Annotated in this window: 20 protein-coding genes; 7 read left to right on the forward strand and 13 right to left on the reverse strand. The window is 60.2% G+C overall.

All coding sequences use genetic code 11. The features are described 5' to 3' along the window. Positions 1–111: 111 nt before the first annotated feature. Both RIN13_RS00190 and RIN13_RS00195 read right to left on the reverse strand, forming a co-directional pair. Entirely contained in the window at positions 112–1,599 is a 1,488-nt protein-coding gene (locus tag RIN13_RS00190) for an ATP-binding protein (protein ID WP_309105326.1), read from the reverse strand. A gap of 95 nt (positions 1,600–1,694) precedes the next feature. Continuing rightward, on the reverse strand, positions 1,695–2,258 hold the full coding sequence (locus tag RIN13_RS00195; protein WP_309105327.1) for a hypothetical protein: 564 nt from the start codon (positions 2,256–2,258) through the stop codon (positions 1,695–1,697). A 97-nt stretch (positions 2,259–2,355) separates the two neighbouring features. Between RIN13_RS00195 and RIN13_RS00200 the strand changes: the two genes are divergently transcribed. After that, on the forward strand, positions 2,356–2,811 hold the full coding sequence (locus RIN13_RS00200; RefSeq protein ID WP_309105328.1) for a hypothetical protein: 456 nt from the start codon (positions 2,356–2,358) through the stop codon (positions 2,809–2,811). 351 nt (positions 2,812–3,162) lie between these two features. Here RIN13_RS00200 and RIN13_RS00205 read toward each other — a convergent pair whose 3' ends face one another. The 3 genes from RIN13_RS00205 to RIN13_RS00215 all read right to left on the reverse strand — a co-directional run bounded on the left by RIN13_RS00205 (position 3,163) and on the right by RIN13_RS00215 (position 5,424). Next, the gene (locus tag RIN13_RS00205; protein WP_247045912.1) at positions 3,163–3,411 is read right to left on the reverse strand and encodes a hypothetical protein; all 249 of its coding nucleotides are present in this window, start codon (positions 3,409–3,411) and stop codon (positions 3,163–3,165) included. Positions 3,412–3,486: 75 nt separating this feature from the next. Further along, positions 3,487–4,389, reverse strand: coding sequence for a dienelactone hydrolase family protein (locus RIN13_RS00210; protein WP_309105329.1), 903 nt, complete (start codon positions 4,387–4,389; stop codon positions 3,487–3,489). Positions 4,390–4,521: 132 nt separating this feature from the next. Further along, positions 4,522–5,424: a LysR family transcriptional regulator gene (locus RIN13_RS00215; RefSeq protein ID WP_309105330.1), complete on the reverse strand. Its 903-nt coding sequence runs from the start codon at positions 5,422–5,424 to the stop codon at positions 4,522–4,524. A gap of 168 nt (positions 5,425–5,592) precedes the next feature. On the opposite strand from RIN13_RS00215, the gene RIN13_RS00220 reads away from it, so the two are divergent. From RIN13_RS00220 to RIN13_RS00230, 3 genes are read left to right on the forward strand one after another with little or no spacing between them, the layout of a single operon-like run. Then, positions 5,593–6,723, forward strand: a complete 1,131-nt coding sequence (locus tag RIN13_RS00220; protein WP_309105331.1) for an FAD-binding oxidoreductase — start codon at positions 5,593–5,595, stop codon at positions 6,721–6,723. A 41-nt stretch (positions 6,724–6,764) separates the two neighbouring features. Further along, positions 6,765–8,168, forward strand: a complete 1,404-nt coding sequence (locus RIN13_RS00225; protein ID WP_309105332.1) for a VOC family protein — start codon at positions 6,765–6,767, stop codon at positions 8,166–8,168. Between the two features lie 23 nt (positions 8,169–8,191). Further along, positions 8,192–9,730 carry an aldehyde dehydrogenase family protein gene (locus tag RIN13_RS00230; RefSeq protein ID WP_309105333.1) on the forward strand — a complete coding sequence of 513 codons (1,539 nt, stop codon included), beginning with the start codon at positions 8,192–8,194 and terminating at the stop codon, positions 9,728–9,730. Between the two features lie 534 nt (positions 9,731–10,264). Here the strand turns inward: RIN13_RS00230 and RIN13_RS00235 are convergent. Continuing rightward, the gene (locus tag RIN13_RS00235; RefSeq protein WP_309105334.1) at positions 10,265–10,882 is read right to left on the reverse strand and encodes a MerR family transcriptional regulator; all 618 of its coding nucleotides are present in this window, start codon (positions 10,880–10,882) and stop codon (positions 10,265–10,267) included. 52 nt (positions 10,883–10,934) lie between these two features. Here RIN13_RS00235 and RIN13_RS00240 point away from each other — a divergent pair, with 52 nt between their 5' ends. Then, positions 10,935–11,372, forward strand: coding sequence for a hypothetical protein (locus RIN13_RS00240; protein WP_309105335.1), 438 nt, complete (start codon positions 10,935–10,937; stop codon positions 11,370–11,372). 211 nt (positions 11,373–11,583) lie between these two features. On the opposite strand, the gene RIN13_RS00245 is transcribed toward RIN13_RS00240, so the two are convergent. The 7 genes from RIN13_RS00245 to nrdH all read right to left on the reverse strand — a co-directional run bounded on the left by RIN13_RS00245 (position 11,584) and on the right by nrdH (position 19,442). Next, positions 11,584–12,459, reverse strand: a complete 876-nt coding sequence (locus tag RIN13_RS00245) for a carbohydrate ABC transporter permease (RefSeq protein ID WP_309105336.1) — start codon at positions 12,457–12,459, stop codon at positions 11,584–11,586. Then, positions 12,456–13,337, reverse strand: coding sequence for a sugar ABC transporter permease (locus tag RIN13_RS00250; protein WP_309105337.1), 882 nt, complete (start codon positions 13,335–13,337; stop codon positions 12,456–12,458). The genes RIN13_RS00245 and RIN13_RS00250 overlap by 4 nt, the downstream gene beginning before the upstream one ends. A 3-nt stretch (positions 13,338–13,340) precedes the next feature. Continuing rightward, positions 13,341–14,696, reverse strand: a complete 1,356-nt coding sequence (locus RIN13_RS00255) for an extracellular solute-binding protein (RefSeq protein ID WP_309105338.1) — start codon at positions 14,694–14,696, stop codon at positions 13,341–13,343. Between the two features lie 775 nt (positions 14,697–15,471). Continuing rightward, positions 15,472–16,446: a class 1b ribonucleoside-diphosphate reductase subunit beta gene (nrdF, locus tag RIN13_RS00260; RefSeq protein ID WP_247045865.1), complete on the reverse strand. Its 975-nt coding sequence runs from the start codon at positions 16,444–16,446 to the stop codon at positions 15,472–15,474. A gap of 85 nt (positions 16,447–16,531) precedes the next feature. Continuing rightward, positions 16,532–18,652, reverse strand: a complete 2,121-nt coding sequence (gene nrdE / locus RIN13_RS00265) for a class 1b ribonucleoside-diphosphate reductase subunit alpha (protein WP_309105492.1) — start codon at positions 18,650–18,652, stop codon at positions 16,532–16,534. Between the two features lie 26 nt (positions 18,653–18,678). After that, entirely contained in the window at positions 18,679–19,152 is a 474-nt protein-coding gene (gene nrdI, locus RIN13_RS00270) for a class Ib ribonucleoside-diphosphate reductase assembly flavoprotein NrdI (protein ID WP_309105339.1), read from the reverse strand. A 44-nt stretch (positions 19,153–19,196) separates the two neighbouring features. Next, on the reverse strand, positions 19,197–19,442 hold the full coding sequence (gene nrdH / locus RIN13_RS00275) for a glutaredoxin-like protein NrdH (protein ID WP_247045862.1): 246 nt from the start codon (positions 19,440–19,442) through the stop codon (positions 19,197–19,199). Positions 19,443–19,909: 467 nt separating this feature from the next. Between nrdH and RIN13_RS00280 the strand changes: the two genes are divergently transcribed. Further along, complete coding sequence (locus RIN13_RS00280; protein ID WP_309105340.1) at positions 19,910–20,467, forward strand: dihydrofolate reductase family protein; 558 nt, start codon at positions 19,910–19,912, stop codon at positions 20,465–20,467. Positions 20,468–20,657: 190 nt separating this feature from the next. After that, positions 20,658–21,350: a GntR family transcriptional regulator gene (locus RIN13_RS00285; protein WP_309105341.1), complete on the forward strand. Its 693-nt coding sequence runs from the start codon at positions 20,658–20,660 to the stop codon at positions 21,348–21,350. The last annotated feature ends 22 nt before the right edge of the window (positions 21,351–21,372 follow it).

Below are 21,372 nucleotides of genomic sequence, written 5' to 3' on the forward strand. Positions count from 1 at the left end.
AAAGTCTTTCGGTCTTCGGGAGCGCTCAGGCCATGCTGCCAGCTCAGGGAAAGGCCAAGAAGACTGCGTCCGAGTCCCTGATCCCACTCTCCAGACTTGCCTACCAGCGGATCAGATGCCCGACCCGTGGAACGTGGGCCCGCCATATCCGGCACCGCCGGGGCCCGGTCCAGCTAACCCGGGTGCACCAAAACCACTCACGCCAGGGTTCTCGGAACTGTCGCCTGCTCCGCTTCCCAAGAGGCTCCGGGTAAGTGCTTCGCCGTCCTCCATCAGACCGTCCACAGCGAGGCTCAGGTGTCTATCATCAACGGGGATCCCCTCCGACGCGGCAGCAAGAACGGCACGCCGGACCAGTTCCCGGGCAAAGGAGGCGGTCGTTCCTTCGGCGCGAGATGCGGCATCTTCAACAGCGTCACTACTGAAGGGAATCCCGCGGGCGTAAAGTTTTACGAGATTAATGCGCTCCCCCAAGGCCGGGAGCGGGATCTCTACTGCCAGATCAACTCGGCCCGGACGCTGCGCCAAAGCACGTTCGAGCGTGTCGACGCGGTTGGTCGTGAGGACGAAAGCCACGTCTGCATCTCTGTCGAGGCCGTCCATGGCGTCCAGCACTTCGAACAGCAGCGGTTGCGGTCCGTGCCCGAAGCTACGGTCCTCGGCAACCAGATCGCAGTCTTCGAGAACAACGATGGAAGGCTGCAGCGCCCTGGCCATGGTAGCGGCCTCTGCAATTCTGGCCAGCGATCCGCCCGACAGGAGGATGGCAGTGGTTCCCACGCTCTGGCTCAGCAGATAGCGCACAGTATGGGTTTTGCCCGTTCCCGGCTTCCCGTAGAGAAGGATGCCCCGCTTGAGGTGTTGCCCGTATTGGCTAAGCGACTCTCGATGTTCGGCGATGCCGAGCGCATGGCCTGACACTTTCTGAAGTAACCCATCCGGCAGAATAACCTCGGGCGCTGTCAGGGAGGGCCTGGCGTGGAAGGTGACGCCCGCGGCGCTGGGACCGTACTCGCCCATAACCAGTGAAATGACCTGACCCTTGAGGACGCTCCGGTGCTGCAGTCGCCGACGGAACTCTGAGAGGAATTCCGCCGCGCTGCCGGTGTCACCGGCCAGGACCTCGAGGGAGGCTGACGGCCGCCCAAACCGCGGGTTTGCGTCCCGCTGCCAGACGGCAACCGGGCGGTTTCCCTGTCTGAACAGCCACAGGCCCATGGCGACGGCCTGACGTTGGTCATCAGGCCCGATAGCCAGGTTCTTATAATCGGGCTGCGACAGAGGGAATTGCGGGAAGAAAAGAGACTGTTGCAGTATGTCGCTTAGTGTGTGGTGATGGCGCTGGTCCCCGCCGCCGATGCCCAGTAGCCGGTAGTCCTCGCTCTCGGCGGCAAGTTCGGCCATAAGGATGTCGGCATCCACGAACCGGTGCAGGGGTATCTCCTCCACGACCACTGACAGCGTTTCAGCTGGAACACCGAGATGTTCAGTGAGAGTGGTCAGTAGTTGCGTTCCGGTCTGCACCCGCTGGTGACCGGACTGCGCAAGCTGCACCAGTTGAGCAAAATCGTCGATGAACTTCCCCAGGTTTTCATCCATGCGCAGACCCTACCAGCATCGGTAGTCTACGCCGGGGACACTTCGCCCTCGTGAAACATCGGAAAAGGGCACATCGAGGCGTGACACCGAATGATTTAGGGTTGGACGCCTTTTCCCATTCCTGCGAGGAAACCGAAGCTGACTCCCGGACCACCCGAGGAGTCGAGGACCTTCACGTCTTGGTGTAACAGCTGCGTGGGCGTAACGAGCCGCTTTGCCCGCCCAGTTTCGCGGTCGAAAGTAAAGGAGCCGAAAATGCTCTTGTCTTTCTGGTGACGAAGGATGAGTACGGTGTCGTTGTCATGATCCTCTACCGATATTGGATGGTACTGATCACGCTCCCGACCCCAAATCCGAAGAGACAGCGGGAAAGCCAACTTGACCGATTCCGGGAAAGAGCTCGGGATCCTGTCAAGACTTAGCTGCCTTGACTCCTCGCCGTCATGTAAGGACAGCGTGTTCGGATCGAAGGACTCGATTCGCCCTGTCCCAAGGCTCCTGGCTGACCAGTAGAACGTTCCCGGAATCACGACGATGGCCCACTGCTCGATGACATTCCCGTACTGACTTCTTGATGTCGCCTCGAACTGGTGAGGGCCGCCCCCATCTATCGCGGCACCGATAGCCATAGCCAGATACTCGGAAGAACTCAGCGTCATTGCTTCATCCTTGCATAGCGCGTCTGCAGGTGAGCATCCTCTGCTTCACCTATGGCCGCGCATGTGGAATAGTTCCGTCAATAATCGGGGGGTAGAAGTGACGAAACGCAGACGTTCATTCGACATCGCTGTAGCGACTTTTCTTTTGGCGGGCCCACTCACGGGATGTGCGGCCCAAGGGCACCCAACTGGCGAAAACCTACTAACGTTCAGCTCCATCGATGAGGCCTACACAGCCGTTGATGAGATCCTGGGATGCGAGTCAGATCCCGGTGGCGACCCAATTGTCCCTATGGGTAATGGCGGCCGGTTGACGTCAGCGCAGAAACTGTGCTTTGAAAATGTCCAGTTGGACCTTTACGCGGATCAGAACGCCCTCCAGGAAAGCTACCGCATGTTGTCCGACTCGAGTCAGGGCAAAGTCCCTCTCGTACATGGCAAGAATTGGATGGTTGTGGACTTCAGCCAAATGGCCACCGGCCAACCATCGACGTCGAATATTCAACGCCTGGCGAAGGAACTGAACGGCGAATACTCCGTTGTCGGTGGATAGCTTGAGCGAATCCCGGCCGCTCCAGGGGGCTTATGACTAAGCAGCTGCGTGTGAGCGGTCGGCTCGTGCCATGGAACCTCACGCTCAGTGTATTGTGCTGGCTCCTTCCAAGTGTGTAGTCCGGCCTTGGCACGCTGATCCCATCCCTATTCGTCCCGCCCCATTTGCCGTAATTGTCCTTGCTGCCCCTTCCACAGAGCCGATGTGGGCTTTTATCCCCGTCGTGCTCGGGACGGTATTGATGTGGCTTCCACCATCGAGTCAATTCCTCCGTAAGCGCATCATTGTTGGAAACGGTTCTGTGCTGTGAGCAAGACTGCAGGGCAGGAAAACGGCGCTGGGCAAAGGATGCTAGAAGTTTGCCGGCCAGGATAGATGCACGTGTGCTTCGCTGGCGTCAGCTCGCCCGTCCCCGCCTGAGGTATTCCAGGAGTCGGTGACGAGGGCGTTATTTGCGACGTCCTCCAGGGTCACCGATATTCCCTTGCTGGCCAGTCCGGCTTGCAGTTCCTGACGGGCCTTGATGATCGCCTGGTCGCGTGTATGGGGTGCCCCCGTTGCATCAGAATAAGGAACCGTAACTGTCCAATATGCGATCATGGCCCTTACTTTGACAGCCGGTCGATCAAAACTCAACACCCTGATGGTGGCCGAACTTGTGGTTGGCCGAACACCTCAGACGTACCTGCCGAACCAAGCCAGAGTGTCGTTCCAAGCGGCAGTTGCCTGCTCCTCGTTGTAGCGATCGGAGGTGTCATTGTGAAAGGCGTGGTCGGCGCCCGGATAGACCTTGAGATCGTGGCGGACGTCGGTGGCGGCCAGGGCATCCCGAAGCGCCGGCATTGCTCCGGTGATCCGTCTATCGCGTTCGGCATAGACGCCAAAGACCGCAGGCTTGATGTCCCGGACCTTCTCCAGATCGGGAGCAGGCCCGTAAAACGCAGACGTTGCCTTCAGTCCAGGCAGTTCCGTCGCTGCGTCCCAAGTGATGCCTCCGCCAAAGCCGGTCATGGCGATCCGCTCAGGATCAACGAACTCCTGCGAGCGCAGGTAATCGAACGCTGCCGAGAAGTCGGTGACATGGCGTTGAGTCCCGGCACGGGTCAGCGCTCCGGAGCCAGCGTCCGGGTCGAGGCTGGCGGTACCTCCCTCCCTGCTGAGAAGGTCCGGTGCCAGAGCAACGTATCCGGCCTTCGCGAAGCGGCGGGCCACGTCTTCAATATGTGGGGTCAGTCCGCGGTTCTCGTGGCAGATCAGCACCGCCGGTCCGGCGGCCCCCGCCTCTGGATGGGCAAGATAGCCACTGACATCGGATCCACTGGAAGGAAACCGTACCGTCGTCGTAATAAGGCCCGGGGAACCCTCAGGGACGGACAACGGGCTTTTCGCTGCCGGCACCGCCCCGGCAGCAGCGGTACCGCTCCCCCGGAGCGATGAGGAGGGTTCCGGCGTCGGCATGGGGTCTGTGCCCTGCGGAACTTCATCCGGGGTGCACCCGACCAGCAGCATTGCCGCCGAAGCTGCCGCCATACTTCCCGTGATGAATGCCACGCGCCGCGTAAAAGTCTGCTGGGTCATGGCACCGGCGCGGTAGTCATCGAGAAACTCCTCGATGAGGTACTTTTCAAACTTGCCAAGCTGGAGTATTTGAAACCTCCCGGAGTTGCCGCATATCCTCCTCCGAAGTACCTTCTACGGCAAGGGGATGCCTCAACCGGAGAAAGCGTGAATCAATGCGTCTCGAACGGCGCTGACACTTGCCTTTTGCAGCGCTGAAGAGCGGGCAATGGCAACGATGCTGCGGTGTGAGTTACCGGGAAGTGTGGCGACGGGGCTGTCTGTGGGACGCAAGCCCATCATGAGCGGCGTGGCCAGCGTAATGCCCCCGCCGGATTCTGCCAGAGCGATCGAAACGGCAGTGTCCGTCACCGTATGCTGCACTTTTGGCTCTATGCCGGCTTCCGCACAGGCGAAGCGGCATGCCCTGCCGAAATATGTCTCGACCGGCGGGAGCACCCAGTCCGTGGCGTTGGCGTAATCCACCAGCGCGCCGCGGTTATTGGCAATGTCCCTGGCTTCGGGAGGAAGCACCATCAAAAACGGTTCGTGATGGAGTACTTCCACCATCACGCCGCGGAGAGGTGGTTGGGGCGCGTTCTGATAGCTCAGGCCCAAGGCTATGTCGATCTGGTAGTCGAGGATCGCCTGCGGCATTATTTCGACGTCGACTTCCGTGGCCTGGATGACGACGTTCGGGGACGTAGTTCGCAGACGCTCAATGGCGGGGCCGATGGCCGAGACCGCTGCGGACCCAAAGACTCCGACCGAAACCACGGTTCTCTGCTCGGACTGGGGTCCGCTCAGGGCAATTGCAGCCCTTCGTTCATCCTCAAGAAGGACGCGGGTGTACCGAAGCAGAGTCACGCCTGCGTCGGTAAGGGTGACCCGCCGGCCATCGCGGGCAAAGATGGAATGCTGGAGGCCTGCCTGAAGTGCCGCCATCTGCTGGGACACAGCTCCGGGAGTCAATCCCAGTGCTTCGGCCGCTGAAGTCATGGTGCCCAACTCAGCCACCACTTTGAAGGTCTTCAGCTGCTCGAACGTCCACTTCATATAGCGATTCTATACAAATCGTTGACAATCTATCCATTGACCTAAACAGCAGTCACGCCGAAGCTGGACCAAGGGAACAGCGGAAGGATCACTATGGAGGTAAAGCACGTGGACAATGTCGTTCCCCTTGTGAGGTCCCCCGCATGCCCACTACCTTCAGCAGGAGATGTGGTTATTCTCGGCGGCGGAATCATGGGAGCCAGCATCGCCTTTCATCTGGCTGAGGCTGGAGTAAACAACATCGTCCTGGTCGAGCGTCACGCGCTCGGATCGGGATCTTCTGCGAAGCCGCTTGGCGGAGTGCGGGCAACCTTCTCAGATCCCGGTAACATCAAACTTGGCCAACGCAGCCTTGAAGCTTATGAACGGTTCGGAGACAAGTTCAAAACCGACATCGGTCTCCGTCAGGTGGGCTATCTCTTCCTCTGCCGGAATGAAGCTGAGCTTCTGCAGGTGGAAGACAGCACCCATATCCAAAACCATCTTGGCGGCTCAAGCCGGATGGTTTCCCCTTACGAAGCTCATCAAATCAATCCCTTCATTGATCCACAGGCGCTGGTCGCCGCCTCTTACTCCCCGCGGGACGGGTTTGCTCAGCCTTCCAAGGTGGTCCGCGCCTATGGGGAAGCCGCCCAGCAACTCGGAGTGACGATCTGCCAGGATACAGAAGTCCTGGACATCGACGCCTCAGGTGGTGAGGTAAGGGCTGTTCATACCAACCGGGGCTCGATCCTGACTTCCACAGTCATCTGCGCGGCCGGTGCCTGGTCAACCAGGCTGGGAGCGATGGCCGGCGTTCATCTGCCAATTGAGCCGGTCCGGCGCCAGATCGGAATGACTCCGCAGGGGGCCAAAGCACTCCCCACCGTTCCCTTCACCCTTGACCTCTCCACGACGCTCTATTTCCACAACTACCTGAACGGAATGCTCTTGGGGATTTCGAACCAGGACCAGGAACCGGGTTTCTGTCGGGAGTTCGACTACCAATGGCTGCCGGCCTTCAACACCGCCGCGGAAGTTGTGGCACCGTCCCTGGCAAACCGGGAACTGGAAGTCGGCTGGGCCGGACTGTACGAAAACACCCCGGACCACAATGCAATGATCGGCAGTTCTGACACCGTTGCCGGATTCATGTACGCCACAGGGTTCTCAGGCCATGGTTTCCTGCAGGGGCCGGCGGTGGGCGAACTCATCCGGGACGTCTATCTGGGGAGGGAGTCGTTCATGGACCCGGCCCATTTCAGCGCCGCAAGGTTTGCCGGCGAACTGTCCCGACTCAGGGAATTACACATCATTTGAGCCGCTCAGGCAAAGGCGGCACCAGAAAGGACAAAAAGCCCATGCCAACAAAAACCAAGCTGCAGCTGTGGGAACTGCGTGCCGAATTCGCCCTTCGCCTGGCCACGCTCTATGGCAACGAAGTTCCGGCCTACAACACCCTCGTTGACGTCTCCCGGGAGGTCAACGAGGACTTCATTAGCAAAAACGGGAAGGAAGCGGAACGGCTGGGGAGCATCCAGAGGGTTACTGCAGAACGCCATGGCGCCATCCGCGTCGGGTCAGCCAAGGAACTCGCCCAGGCAGCCCGGCTCTTCGCAGCCTTTGGAATGTATCCGGTCGGCTTCTATGACCTGCGGGACGCGTCCAAAAGCTCAGTTCCTGTTGTATCCACTGCGTTCCGTCCTGTCGACGCCGGAGAGCTGGCCAAGAACCCGTTCCGGGTGTTCACCTCAATGCTCACTCACGACGACCGGCGGTTCTTCGATGAGGAAACCCAGAAGCTGATTGAGTCTTTCATTGAAGCCCGCACGCTGTTCAGCGACGAGCTTCTTGCACTCGCGGACAAGGCGAGAGCACAGAAGGAATTGGGACTGGTGCAGGCCACTCGCCTCCTGGATCTGGCCACTGCGGCCTTCGAACTGTCCCGGAAGCCTGTTGACCATGACTGGTACTTCAGACTCGAACGCATCTCCGCGGTGGCGGCGGATATCGGCGGCGTACCCTCCACCCACATCAACCACCTCACGCCCCGTGTCCTGGACATTGATGACCTCTACGCCCGGATGGAAGCCCGCGGAATCGCCATGATCGACGAAATTCAGGGCCCGCCGAACTGGGAAGGACCCGATGTCCTGCTCCGCCAGACATCCTTCCGCGCCCTTGCCGAGGAACGGAACTTCCGCTATCCCGACGGCGGCATCCGCCCCGGATCGCTCCGCGTGCGCTTCGGTGAGGTAGAGCAGCGCGGCATCGCTTTAACCCGGCATGGCAGGGACATCTACGACCGGATGGTGGCCGACGTCGACACTCGCCTCGCCGAGGCCCCGCCGGGGGCAACCCGGGTAGAGGTGGCTGAGCAGGTGTGGCGCAAGAATCTTCCGGACAGTGAAAAGGAGCTGGCTCTTCAGGGGGTGGGATATTTCACCTACCGAGTGGCCGCTCCGCGACAATCCATTGCACAGCCATCCGCTTCCCTGCGTGAGCTCGTGGAGGCAGGTGTCCTGATCCCCGAGCCCATCGTCTACGAAGACTTCCTGCCGCGCTCGGCGGCCGGGATCTTCCAGTCGAACCTCAGTGACGACGGCTCACGTGACGACGAACAACTGGGCACCCCCTACGACATCGACCGCCTGTCGGAAGTTCTGGGAAGCAAAATCTTTGATCCCAATGATCTCTACGCGGCGCAGCAATCTGAGTCCCTCAAAGAGGCCGGGCGCCAACTCCGCATCACCATTACCTCCTGACCCCCTACCGAAAGAAGGCAACCATGACCACCCTCACCTCCTCCCTCCCGGCGACTGCTGAAATCGCCGAAGAAGTTCGCAAGAGCCTCGAGGCAATCGGAGTCGATCCGGTCTCGCTCATCGGGACGCACGAGACCCGCTCCCCCATTACGGGAGAAGTCATCCTGCACACCAAAATCCATAACGACGCCGAGATCGAATCAGCCATCGCGCAGGCCGCAGAAGCCTTCAAGACCTGGCGCAATGTCCCGGCTCCTGTGCGCGGGGCGCTGATTAAGCGCTGGGGTCAACTGCTGACCGAGCACAAGGAAGATGTCGCCACCCTCATCACCGCCGAAGTGGGGAAGATCCGTTCCGAGGCCCTCGGCGAAGTCCAGGAAATGATCGACATCGCCGATCTTGCCGTAGGGCAGTCCCGTCAGTTGTACGGCAAGACCATGCCCTCTGAGCGGCCAGGTCACCGTCTGGCTGAAACCTGGCACCCGCTCGGCGTCGTCGGCATTATCTCGGCCTTCAACTTCCCTGTGGCCGTTTACGCGTGGAACACCGCCCTCGCCCTGGTTGCCGGAGACACGGTTGTGTGGAAGCCTGCAGACGCCACACGCCTGTCCGCCCTTGCTGTCGACGCCCTTCTGGCATGGGCAGTCAAGGATGTTGGAGCGCCGGAAGGCATCCACCAGCTGATCCTGACCGACCGTGTGGGCGGACAGAAACTGGTTGAAGATCCGCGCATCGCACTCGTCTCAGCCACTGGTTCAGTGCGCATGGGCAAGGAAATCGCGCCGATTATCGCCGGACGCTTCGGCCGTATCCTGCTGGAACTTGGCGGCAACAACGGGGCGATCGTGGCGCCCTCGGCGGATCTCGAGCTTGCCCTGCGCGGTATTGTGTTCTCCGCTGCCGGTACTGCGGGCCAGCGCTGCACGTCACTCCGCAGGCTCATCGTTCACTCATCGATCGCCGACACTCTCGTCAGCAGGATCGTTGATGCTTACCGCACGCTGAACATTGGCAGTCCCACCCAGGAAGAAACCCTGGTAGGACCGCTCATCAACGCCGGCAGCTTCCAGGCCCAGCAAGCCGCGCTGGCCCAGGCAGTGGCCGAAGGCGGCGAGGTGGTTTACGGCGGCAACCGCGTCCTGGCCGAAGACCAGCCCGGGGCCTTCTACGTCAAACCGGCGGTCGTACGCATGCCGGCCCAAACCGCCGTCGTGCACGACGAAACCTTCGCTCCGATCCTGTACGTCATGACGTATGACTCCCTGGATGAGGCGATAGAGATCCACAACGGTGTTCCCCAGGGCCTTTCTTCGGCAATCTTCACCCAGGATCAGGGCGAAGCCGAACAGTTCCTTTCGGCCAGCGGATCCGACTGCGGGATCGCCAACGTCAACATTGGAACGTCCGGAGCCGAAATTGGGGGCGCCTTCGGCGGCGAAAAGGAAACCGGAGGCGGACGCGAGTCCGGCTCCGATTCCTGGAAGGTGTACATGCGCCAGGCCACCAACACCATCAACTTCTCCGGGGAATTGCCGCTCGCCCAGGGCGTGAAGTTCCTCTAGCGCTGTTGTGGGGCAATCTGTTGATTGGGAACAGAGAACTGGCGGAATCGCGCGAAGACCGGATCCTGCCGGACCCGCTCCCAGTACCAGTCAGCGGTGCTCGGTTCTCCAGGTGCACATCAGGGCTGCGGTGCCGCGGGTGCTGTCGCCAACGGAATCCGCGCCGCAAGTGATTCCGAATGTGACGGATCCGAAAGGTACGTCCATGCCGGCTGAATGTCCGGAGCCTTCATCGGCAGTCGGAGGGGCAACTGGGGTGACATGAACTGTTCGGTTCAGCACCGGTACTGTCTGGCACCCAGTCAGAAGCAGCGCCCCCGCTGCCAGGAGAAGGGCTGCTGCTCTCCGTGCGGACGGGTTTTTCCTCAGTGAGCTGGGGCTCGAAATCAGCCCCCGTACTGTCAACACAACTGCGGGAACCTGGGTTCGGGACAGGTGTCCACACCGAATGGTTGGAGTGAACTTCGCATATGCAAAAGCTGTGTAGGACGCATTTCTGAAGCTTATGGGAAGGGACTGACAATAAGCCGGGGATTATGCCCCACCGGGGCGGGCGCCGAGTTCGGAGCTGCTGACATCCTGGTGGGCGAGGCGCCGCAGCGCCGCGAGAATCGGTTCGTAGAGGGCTGTGCCGAGCACGGCGTACTGGATGGCAGCCTTTGCGTCGCCGGAAGGAACCTGAGCAATATCAATCTGCGCAATGGCACGCAGGTGCTCACCATAGCCTCGCAGCCTTTCCGCGCTCATTGGCATCCCTACAGACTCGGCAGCAGCGAGGGCGCGCTCGAGCTGGGCAACAGCGGGATACGAGGGGTCGTAGAGCCAACCGAGCGTCTCGATCGCCGATCGCGCCCTCGCTAGGTCTTCGACGTCGTCCTGGGCATAGGGCGGAAGCGCCGCAACGGCCTCCCCAAGCGTTACATACAGGTCGGTCCGTGGGGAGTCGATGAGGCCCAGCACCACTTTGGTCTTCGCGACGCTCAGCCCCACGACGTCTGTCAATGCCCGGATCAAGGCGAGTCGACGGACGTGGTCCTCTCCATAGAGCGCCGACGTCGCGCCGGTCGACTCGCCCGGAGGCAGCAAACCCTCACGCAGGTAGTACTTCACGGTTGCCACTGGCACGCCGGACCGTTCGACTATCTCTGACATGCGCAAAGTGTTCCCCTTGATTAGATAGTTCTAATATCCAATACTGGATACTATGACTATCCAACCACAAACTGTCCTGCTTATTGGAGTCCTGCTGCTGTTCCTTGTGACCGTGGAGTCGGGCGGATACTTCCTCACGAAGGTTGTACGCCAGCACGTTCCGGCGAACGACTTGCAGAAGGGCTTCTTCCGCGCGGGCCACGCCCACGCGGCGGTGCTGCTGATGCTGAGCATCTTGATCCTGCTGGTCTTGGACCAGGTTCAACCAGTGACGCCGCTGGAACTCGTCGCGCGCAACGGTGTGCCCCTCGCGGCGATCCTCATGCCTGCGGGCTTCTTCCTCTCCGTGACGGGCAAGGATCCACAGCGGCCCAACAGACTTATAGCCCTGTTGTGGCTTGGTGCTGCCAGCCTCACGGCAGGCCTGCTCGCTGCCGGGATCAGCCTGGTGATAGCCGGAGCCAGCGGACTTCAGGGCGTGGCCTCTTGACGCCGTGAGCTAGTGGCTTTTCTGCCCCACACGTTCCGCTTCCCCACCGGCGGGGCCTTCAGCTACGTGGGAGGCGATGACCCGCCAGGCCGGGCCGACAAGCTGCACGGATCTAGGGTTCTCTACAACCCGAACCCACCCCGGTCACCAGGCACATGTGGACGACACCACCCGTTCGCAACGGTTGTCGAGGCATCGACCGACCGCGCGCTTAGCCCTTGACCGCCCCGGACAACGCGAACGATCCGCCGGCCCCGCGCGCGACCAGAACGTACAGGACCAGGACCGGCACCGAATAAAGGATGGAGAATGCGGCCAGCTGGCCGTAGGCGATGGCTCCATGCTGGCCGAAGAAGCTGAAGATCGATACGGACGCAGGCTGTTTCGACGGGGACAGCAGGAGTATGAAGGGCACGAAGAAGTTGCCCCAGGTCTGGATGAAAACGAAGATGAATACTACGCCCAGCCCCTGGCGCATTAGGGGCAGCACCACGGTGCGCAGGGCCGTCAGCCCGGAGGCACCGTCCATCCAGGCGGCTTCCTCCAGCGAGACGGGAACCGTGTCCATGAAGTTCTTGGTCATCCAGATAGCCATTGGCAGCGCCGTTGCCGCCATAAAGAGAGCGGTTGACGGCACGGAGTCCAGCAGCCGCAACTGGACGAACAGGCCGTAGACCGGAACCATGATCGCGGTGATGGGCAGGCAGGTCCCGCACAGGATCGAATATAGGAACGGCTTGTTGAACCTGGACTGGAACCGGGAAAGCGGGTAGGCGGCCAGCACGGCAGCCGCCACGGTCACCGTTGCCGTCCCTCCGGAGAGCAGCAGGCTGTTCCATAGCGGCCTGAGCAGCAACTCCGGCGTGAGGACCGCCGCAAAGTTGGTGAGCGAGGGGTTGGCGGGCAACTGTGTCTGGTAACCGGCGTTGGTATCCAGCGAAGCGAAAACCAGCCACAGTAACGGCAGCAGAAAGCAGGCGCCGATCAGCAGCAGCGCGGCATCTGCCGGAGCACTGGACCGGCGGCGTTCCGGCGGGGTTAACCTCCGGTTAGCGGTCCGCCGGACCGCCTGTTCCGCCGTCGTCATCGATTGGCCCCCTTGAGCAGCCGGACGTATGCAATCCCGAACACCAGGCCCAGGACAATGAGCACGGAGGCGATGGCGGTGCCGTAGCCTATGTCGCCGAACTTGAAGGCCTCCTGATAGGCAAGGACCGGCAAAGTGGTGCTGGCATTGGACGGTCCGCCGGCCGTCATCACCCAGATCAGGGTGAAGACCGCCAACGTCTGGAGGGTCACGAGCATCAGGTTGGTGGCAATGCTGGACCGGATCAATGGCAGCGTGATGAACACCAGCCGCTGCCGGTTGGATGCGCCGTCCATGAGGGCGGCTTCGGAGATGTCCTGCGGCACGTCGGCGAGGGCCGCCCGGTAAACCAGCATAGAGAAAGCGGTGCCGCGCCAGATGTTGGCGAGCACCACGGCCACCATGGGGAACGCGTACAGCCAGTCGGCACCGGCCCAGCCCGCACCCGCGAGCAGCTGGTTGAGCGTCCCGTCCTTGCTGAAATAGGCGTAAGCGGCGAAAGCAGCAACAATCTCGGGAAGCACCCAGGCCGCCACCACGGCGGTTCCCACGACGGCGGAAACAGGCTTCCGGGCACGCGTCATCAGTCCGGCAATCAGCAGTCCCAGCAGGTTCTGGCCTACTATCGCGGACGCCACCACGAAGACGATCGTCAGGACAGCTGAGGCCGGGAACGCGGAGTCGGTCAGCAGCCGCGCGTAGTTGTCGACGCCGGTCCAGGCCGGATTCCTGGCGTTCCGGCCGGTAAGGGCCGCATTCGTGAAGGAGGCGTGGAAGGACCACAGGACGGGCGCCGCGAGGAAAAGAAGGAGCAGCAGGACGGACGGCACAACCGGCAGCAGCCGGAGCTGCTGCCGGATGGACTTGCGTGCACTCATGCGTTATTTCTGCAGAACCTTGGCGTCACCCACCAGGTCCCTGACTGTCTTGTCGTATTGCTCGGCTGCCTCCCGCGGCGAGAGCGTACCCGTGATCACTGCTTCAGTGGCAACCTGCACGGCCGCGGAGATCCGTGGGTAGTCCGCTGTTGCGGGCCGGTAGTGGGTGACGGAAACGAGTTCTGACACGTCCTTGACGAACGGGTTGGCCGCCAGATAGTCGGGTTCGGCGGCAACGTCTGACCGGACTGCGATTTGGGAACTCGCAATGGTGAACGCCAGTGAGTTCTTCTTGCTCAGGGCCGTGGCAAGGAACTGGAACGCCTGGTCCGGATTCTTGGAGTCAGCACCGACGGCCAGGGTCCAGCCGCCCGACATGCTGACGCCGCCCGGCTCCTGGCCGCGCTGGGTGGGGAACTTAGCCACGCCCATATCTTCGGCGTAGCCTGCCCACTCGTAACTGCCGCCCTTCTGCCAGAACGACGGCGAGTAGGAACCTTCCACGACGGCCCCCATTTTGCCCTGCGGCAACCATTCGCCGAAGACCTTCTTCCAGACATTCGCGTCGAGCGCCTCGGCAGGCGTAACAGCCAGTTTTTCGTCGTAGAGGGTTTTCAGGAAGGCCAGCGAATCGGTGAAGCCCTGCGAACCGACCACCCACTTCTTCTCCTGCCGGTCATACAGCTCACTGTCCGTGCCATACAACAGCTCGTAGAAGCTTTGCATCACGCTACCTTCACCGGACGCCTTGCCGGCGTACATGTTGAAGGGAACCACGGACGGATCCGCAGCCTTCATTTTGCGGGCAGCGTCGAGGATTTCACCCCAGGTCCGAGGCTGCCAGGGCACGGCGATCCCTGCCTTTTGCAGGACCTTCTTGTTGTACCAGATGCCGCGGGTGTCAGTGCCCAGCGGGACAGCGTAGATTCCGCCGTCGTCACCGGTGCCGGCAGCTTTGACGGCTTCACTGTAGGCCTCCCAGTCGTCCCACTTCTCGAGGTAACTGTCCAGCTTCAGGAGGTATCCGGCGTCGACGTCCGATCGCACTTTGAAGGTGTCCTCATAAAAGACGTCAGGTGCGGTTTCCGGGGACCTCAGGGCCAGTGCAAGCTTGGTGCCATAGTCGTCGTCGTTCGCCTCGATGGGCTGCAGCTCAACGGTGGTGCCTTGATTGACAGCTTCAAAATCCTTCTTGGCATCCTTGAACAGGGTGTCGAGGGCGGTAAAGGAGTCTGTCTTTTGGTAGACGATCTTCAATGTCCGGTTTTCTGCGGCCGGCTGTTCCGGGGAACAGGCCGATGATGCCAGCAGCACTGCCGCAGACAACAGTGCCACGAGTAATCTGGCAGGGCGGTGCACGACGCTCCAATCTTCGAGCGGCTGCAGCCCCCAATATCCTCCAGCTGGCCCCCGCCCGTATTGCAATTTCAGTTGAATATCACCCACAAACAAAGCGGCGGGAGCCGGTCCTCAGCCTTCAAGCACTCAGATAAAAAGAATAGACCGGGAAGAACCTGGGAATCATCGATTCTCTCGCGCCGGAACCCGTGTCCTCCAGCGCATGGCCGTTGTTCGGACCCGAACTCTCGCGGAGTTCATTTGGTTCCAGCTCCGGAACGATGTCCGGGAACCTGTCCCCTGAGTCGTTCCCGGTTTGACTGTCATGGACATTCCCGCACTACTTGGCACCAGCTGGCCCCCTCTAGCCTTCAGCCGGGAACCGTCCCAGGGCCTCTCTGACAAGTAGGCCTTTCGGGTCAGTTTGCGGCCGCCCCTGGAAGTCCAAGCAGCAAACGCGCCCCGAAGTAGGACGTAAAGCGGTGCTCAAAGTGGCCAATCGAATAAGCTGGCCAAGTTAGTTGGCCGCGCCAATCAAAGAAACACAAGCTCGAGGGTAGCTACGATCCTCTGCCTCAGTCCATGCGAGGATCCCCCTTCCCCAGGCTGGCCATCATCGCATCGGTACTAAAGCCGGCACGACTGGCGGGTACAGTCGCGAGCAACCAGCCCTCACATCTTCAGCCTTGCGAGTCCTGCCTGTTTGCGAACTCCGCCAATGAGCGCAGGGTTGGCACCACGATACGATGCCGCAGTGCCAACTGCTGCGTCTTATTGCCCCGAGCTAACAGGGGAACTAGAAGTCCCAGTCCTCGTCTTCAGTGTTAACAGCCTTGCCGATCACATATGAGGATCCGGACCCAGAGAAGAAGTCATGGTTCTCATCAGCGTTCGGGGACAGAGCCGAGAGGATGGCCGGGTTCACGTCGGTAACGGAAGCAGGGAACATCGCTTCGTAGCCCAGGTTCATCAGCGCCTTGTTCGCGTTGTAGTGCAGGAACTTCTTGACGTCCTCGGCCAGGCCAACGGAGTCGTAGAGGTCGTGCGTGTACTGGACTTCGTTCTCATACAGCTCGAAGAGCAGCTCGAACGTGTAGTCCTTGATCTCCTGCTTGCGCTCCTCGGACAGACCTTCCAGGCCCTTCTGGAACTTGTAGCCAATGTAGTAGCCATGAACAGCCTCGTCGCGGATGATGAGGCGGATCAGGTCAGCCGTGTTCGTCAGCTTGGCCCGTGAGGACCAGTACATGGGCAGGTAGAAGCCCGAGTAGAACAGGAAGCTCTCCAGCAGAGTGGAGGCCACTTTCCGCTTCAGCGGGTCATCGCCCTGGTAGTAGTCCATAACGATCTGAGCCTTCTTCTGAAGGTTCTCATTCTCTGTAGACCAGCGGAACGCCTCGTCGATCTCCTTGGTGGAGGCCAGCGTGGAGAAGATAGAGGAATAGCTCTTGGCGTGAACGGACTCCATAAACGCGATGTTGGTGTAGACGGCCTCTTCGTGCGGAGTGAGGGCATCCGGAATCAGCGAAACAGCGCCGACAGTTCCCTGGATGGTGTCCAGGAGGGTCAGCCCGGTGAAAACGCGCATGGTGAGCTGCTGCTCGTCCGGGGTGAGGGTTGCCCAGGACTGAATGTCGTTGGACAGCGGCACCTTCTCCGGCAGCCAGAAGTTGTTGACCAGGCGGTTCCAGACGTCAACGTCCTTGTCGTCCTGAATACGGTTCCAGTTGATGGCTTCGACGTGCGTCAGCAGCTTGACCTTCTCGGTCATTTCGTCCCCTAATGGTTGGGTTTCTTCTTAAGGTAAAGCGTACGACGGCGGGCGGTGGCCCGCCGTCGTACTCAACCGATTTCGGTTACAACATGCACGAGACGCAGTTTTCCACCTCAGTCCCCTCCAGCGCGAGCTGGCGGAGACGGATGTAGTAGATGGTCTTGATGCCCTTGCGCCATGCGTAGATCTGGGCCTTGTTGATGTCGCGGGTGGTGGCGGTGTCCTTGAAGAACAGCGTCAGGCTCAGGCCCTGATCCACGTGCTGGGTGGCGGCGGCGTAGGTGTCGATGACCTTCTCGTAGCCGATCTCATACGCGTCCTGGTAGTACTCCAGGTTGTCGTTGGTGAGGTAGGGCGCCGGGTAGTACACGCGGCCCAGCTTGCCTTCCTTGCGGATCTCGATCTTGGACGCCACCGGGTGGATCGAGGAGGTGGAGTTGTTGATGTAGCTGATCGAGCCCGTCGGCGGAACGGCCTGCAGGTTCTGGTTGTAGATGCCGTGCTCCATGACCGAAGCCTTCAGCTCGCGCCAGTCATCCTGAGTGGGAATATGGACGTTCTTGAAGAGCTCCTTGACCTTCTCGGTCTTCGGAACCCATTCCTGCTCGGTGTACTTGTCGAAGTACTCGCCGGTTGCATACTTGGATTTCTCGAAGCCGCCGAAGGTCTGGCCGGTCTGGATGGCCAGCTTATTGGACGCGCGAACGGCGTGGTAAACCACCGAGTAGAAGTAGATGTTGGTGAAGTCCAGCCCCTCTTCGGAACCGTAGTGAACCCGTTCGCGGGCAAGGTAACCGTGCAGGTTCATCTGGCCCAGGCCGATGGCGTGCGACTGGTCATTGCCCTTCGCGATGGAGGGAACCGAGGTGATGTTGGACATGTCCGATACGGCTGAGAGTGACCGGATGGCCGTCTCGATGGTCAGGCCGAAGTCCGGCGAATCCATGGTCTTCGCGATGTTCAGCGAGCCCAGGTTGCAGGAGATATCCTTGCCGGTCTCCGCATAGGAGAGGTCATCGTTGTACGTGGTGGGCTGGGAAACCTGGAGGATCTCCGAGCACAGGTTGGACATGATGATCTTGCCGTCTATCGGGTTGGCCCGGTTCACGGTGTCCTCGAACATGATGTACGGGTAGCCGGATTCGAACTGAATCTCGGCGAGGGTCTGGAAGAACTCACGCGCCTTGATCTTGGTCTTCTTGATCCGGGAATCGTCCACCATCTCGTAGTACTTCTCGGTGACCGAAACGTCGGAGAACGGCATCCCATAGACACGTTCAACGTCGTACGGCGAGAACAGGTACATGTCCTCGTCCTTCTTGGCCAGCTCGAAGGTGATGTCCGGAATCACGACCCCGAGGGAGAGGGTCTTGATGCGGATCTTCTCGTCTGCGTTCTCCCGCTTGGTGTCCAGGAACCGGTAGATGTCCGGGTGATGAGCGTGCAGGTACACGGCTCCGGCGCCCTGGCGGGCACCGAGCTGGTTGGCGTAGGAGAAGCTGTCCTCGAGGAGCTTCATCACGGGGATGACACCGGAAGACTGGTTCTCGATCTGCTTGATGGGCGCGCCGACTTCGCGGATGTTGGTCAGCGCAAAGGCCACGCCACCGCCGCGCTTGGACAGCTGGAGAGCCGAGTTGATGGAGCGGCCGATCGATTCCATGTTGTCTTCGATGCGGAGCAGGAAGCAGGACACCAGCTCGCCGCGCTGGCGCTTGCCGGCGTTAAGGAAGGTGGGAGTGGCGGGCTGAAAACGCCCCTCAATGATCTCGTCCACCATCTGCAGGGCAAGCTGCTCATCGCCGCGGGCAAGGTGCAGGGCCACCATGCAGACGCGGTCCTCGTAGCGCTCCAGGAAACGCTTGCCGTCGAACGTCTTCAGCGTGTACGAGGTATAGAACTTGAACGCGCCGAGGAAGGTTTCAAAGCGGAACTTCTTCTGGTAGGCCCGCTTGTAGAGTTCGCGGATGAAGTTCATCGTGTACTGGTCGAGAGTTTCGCGCTCGTAGTACTGGTTCTTCACCAGGTAGTCGAGCTTCTCCTCAAGGTCATGGAAGAAGACCGTGTTGTTGTTCACGTGCTGCAGGAAGTACTGGTGCGCCGCTTCACGATCCGCCTCGAACTGGATCTCTCCGTTGGGACCGTAGAGGTTCAGCATCGCGTTCAGTTCGTGATAGCCAAGGCCCTTGTACGCAGCCGGCAGGGCCTTCTTCTCGGGGGCGACGGCGGTTACTTCTGTATCTGCGACAGTCGTGTCCAAAACTTGTCCAATCCTTGGTTGACCAGGCGGACGTCGTCTGGCGTCCCCATAAGTTCAAATCGATAGAGGTGTGGGACCTTGCACTTGGCGGCGACGATGTCGCCGGCCATGCAGTAGTTGTCCCCGAAATTCGTGTTTCCGGCGCCGATGACACCGCGGATCAGCTTCCTGTTCTGCGGATTGTTGAGGAAACGGATAACCTGCTTGGGAACCGAGCCCTCTCCCCCGGTTCCACCGTACGTTGGCAGCACCAGCACAAAGGGCTCAGTAGCGACCAAAGGACTCTCACTCGCGTAGAGCGGGATCCGCGCCGAGTCCCTTCCAAGCTTGTCGACGAAGCGCTTGGTGTTCTCCGACGTGGAGGAAAAATAGATCAATGCGCTGTGGGTGGTGTTGATGGCCTGAGCCTCCAGCGGAGCATCGGCCACTGCCAGTGCTGCCATGGGAGTCACCTCACCTGTGCTCGTTTCGGGCGCTTGAGCCCGTGCTATGCGACGGAGGAAGTGGCCAGCATGGCCAGTTCCTCGATCTTGTCCGGACGGAAGCCGGACCAGTGATCCTGGTCGGTGACCACAACTGGTGCCTGCATGTAGCCGAGGGCCTTCAGGCGCTCGAGTGCATCCGCATCCTGCGAGATGTCAACGCTCTGGTATGTGATGCCCTTCTTGTCCAGCGCGCGGTAAGTCGCGTTGCACTGAACACAGGCCGGTTTCGTGTAAACCGTAACGGTCATGGTCCCTGTCCCCTTTGTTGAACTCTTAGCTCTTCGTTATCCGTAGGCCGCAACCGGAACTGGGATTCCTTGTCCGTTACTGCCCCTGGTTCAAGCTGCCTGAGCCACACTGAACCAGTTTTGTTGTCTTCGCTGATTCCCCGATCAATCAGTAACTCGATACTACATGTAGTGCACGTTGCTCTGTGGAACCCCAAGATGATGTATTACAAGTATGTCATTTAATGCACCGTTAATCCACAGGCAAGGTCCTTCAAAATGTCCGGATTTCTCCTGTTTTGGCGGACTTAATCCACACCCTGTGGAGTACTTAGCCACATTTAAACCCCAGCGTGTCGCTTCGTGGACGGCGTGTCGCGGCACTCCCTGAAAGCGCTGGACGCCACTCTTGCCCTGACCTAGGGTCGAGCCACCTGCACAAGCCTGCAGCGGACAAGCCTGCAGCAAATAAGGAAGGCCGAGTGGCCATGGCGAAACTGATTTATAGCGGGATCACCTCCCTCGACGGCTACATAGCGGACCGCAAGGGCAACTTCGACTGGAGCGCTCCCGACGAAGAAGTCCACACGTTCATCAACCGGAATGAAGGGCTCCTTGGCACGTTCCTCCTGGGACGCCACATGTATGACGTGATGGTCTGGTGGGAAACTCTTCCGCTTGCCGACGAATCCCCTGCCATGCAGGATTTCGCCCGGATCTGGAAGGAGGCGGACAAGGTGGTCTACTCCACTACACTCGACGCCGTATCCAGCACCAGGACCAGAATCGAGCGGAGTTTCGACCCCGAGGCAGTCCGGCAGCTGAAGGAAACAGCTGACCGGGATATTTCTGTGGCCGGCCCGGTTCTTGCTTCCCATGCCATCAAGGCAGGGCTGGTGGATGAATTCCATGTTTACGTCATGCCGATGATTGTGGGAGGGGGCAAACAATTCCTTCCCGACGACGTCCGCCTCAGGGTCGAACTGCTCGAGGAGCGCCGCTTTGCCAGCGGCGTCGTCTATCTCAGATACCGCAACAGGTCCTGAAGCGAACGCTTTTTCACATTCGGCAGGTGACCCACCTCGCCGGACCGCTCCTTTCCCCAAGCCCTTCCTACATGCCTGCAGCCAGCATTACCCCTTGACGTAATTCCCGTCACGTTTTATGTTGGTAAACAGTAAACGGTTAACCGTAAACCGAGCGCCAAGCCAAGTGCGATCGAGGAAGTAGTCAACGATGACGAGCCTGCTTTTTACCAATGGGGAACGCTCCATATCCCAAGCAGAAGGCCTGGGCGCCCAGGTGGTTTCACAATTGCGCCAGGCAATCGTGGCAAGCGAAATCCCTCCCGGAACTCATCTGGTTGAGTCGCAAGTGTCCGCCAGCTTCGGCGTGAGCCGCGGCCCCGTCCGCGATGCATTCCGTCAGCTCGAAGCGGAAGGACTGGTTGAGAGCCGGCGGCGGGGTGTCTTTGCCGTTGGCCTGCGTGCCTCCGATGTTGAGGAGCTCTACGAGCTGCGGGAGCTTCTGGAGGTCAAAGCGCTGGAACTGGCCCACGCACACTCCGAGGATGCCGATTGGGAACCAGTGCTGCAAAGCCTGGCGGCCATGAAGGACCGTGCACAGGCGAAGGATTCTCTTGGATTCGCACGGGCCGACCTCAGCTTCCACTCGGCGTTTTACACAGTTGGCGGCACCAAGCGATTGGAGACTATGTGGAAGCAATACGAACCCACGTTCTCGGTGATGCTTCAGCTCACCAATGCTGAAGAGCGGGACCTTGAACCCATTTATCAGGACCACCTCGATCTCTACACGACGCTGCGCGAGGGCGAGTTGCAAAAGGCTGTAGACATGCTTCGACTCCATTTGCAGGGTTCCCGCGACCGTCTTACCAAGGCCTTCAGCCGGCTCCATAACGAATCCTGAAACACCGGCTCTCAGAGCCAAG

It is taken from the genome of Arthrobacter sp. (assembly GCF_031179985.1).
Taxonomy (GTDB): domain Bacteria; phylum Actinomycetota; class Actinomycetes; order Actinomycetales; family Micrococcaceae; genus Arthrobacter.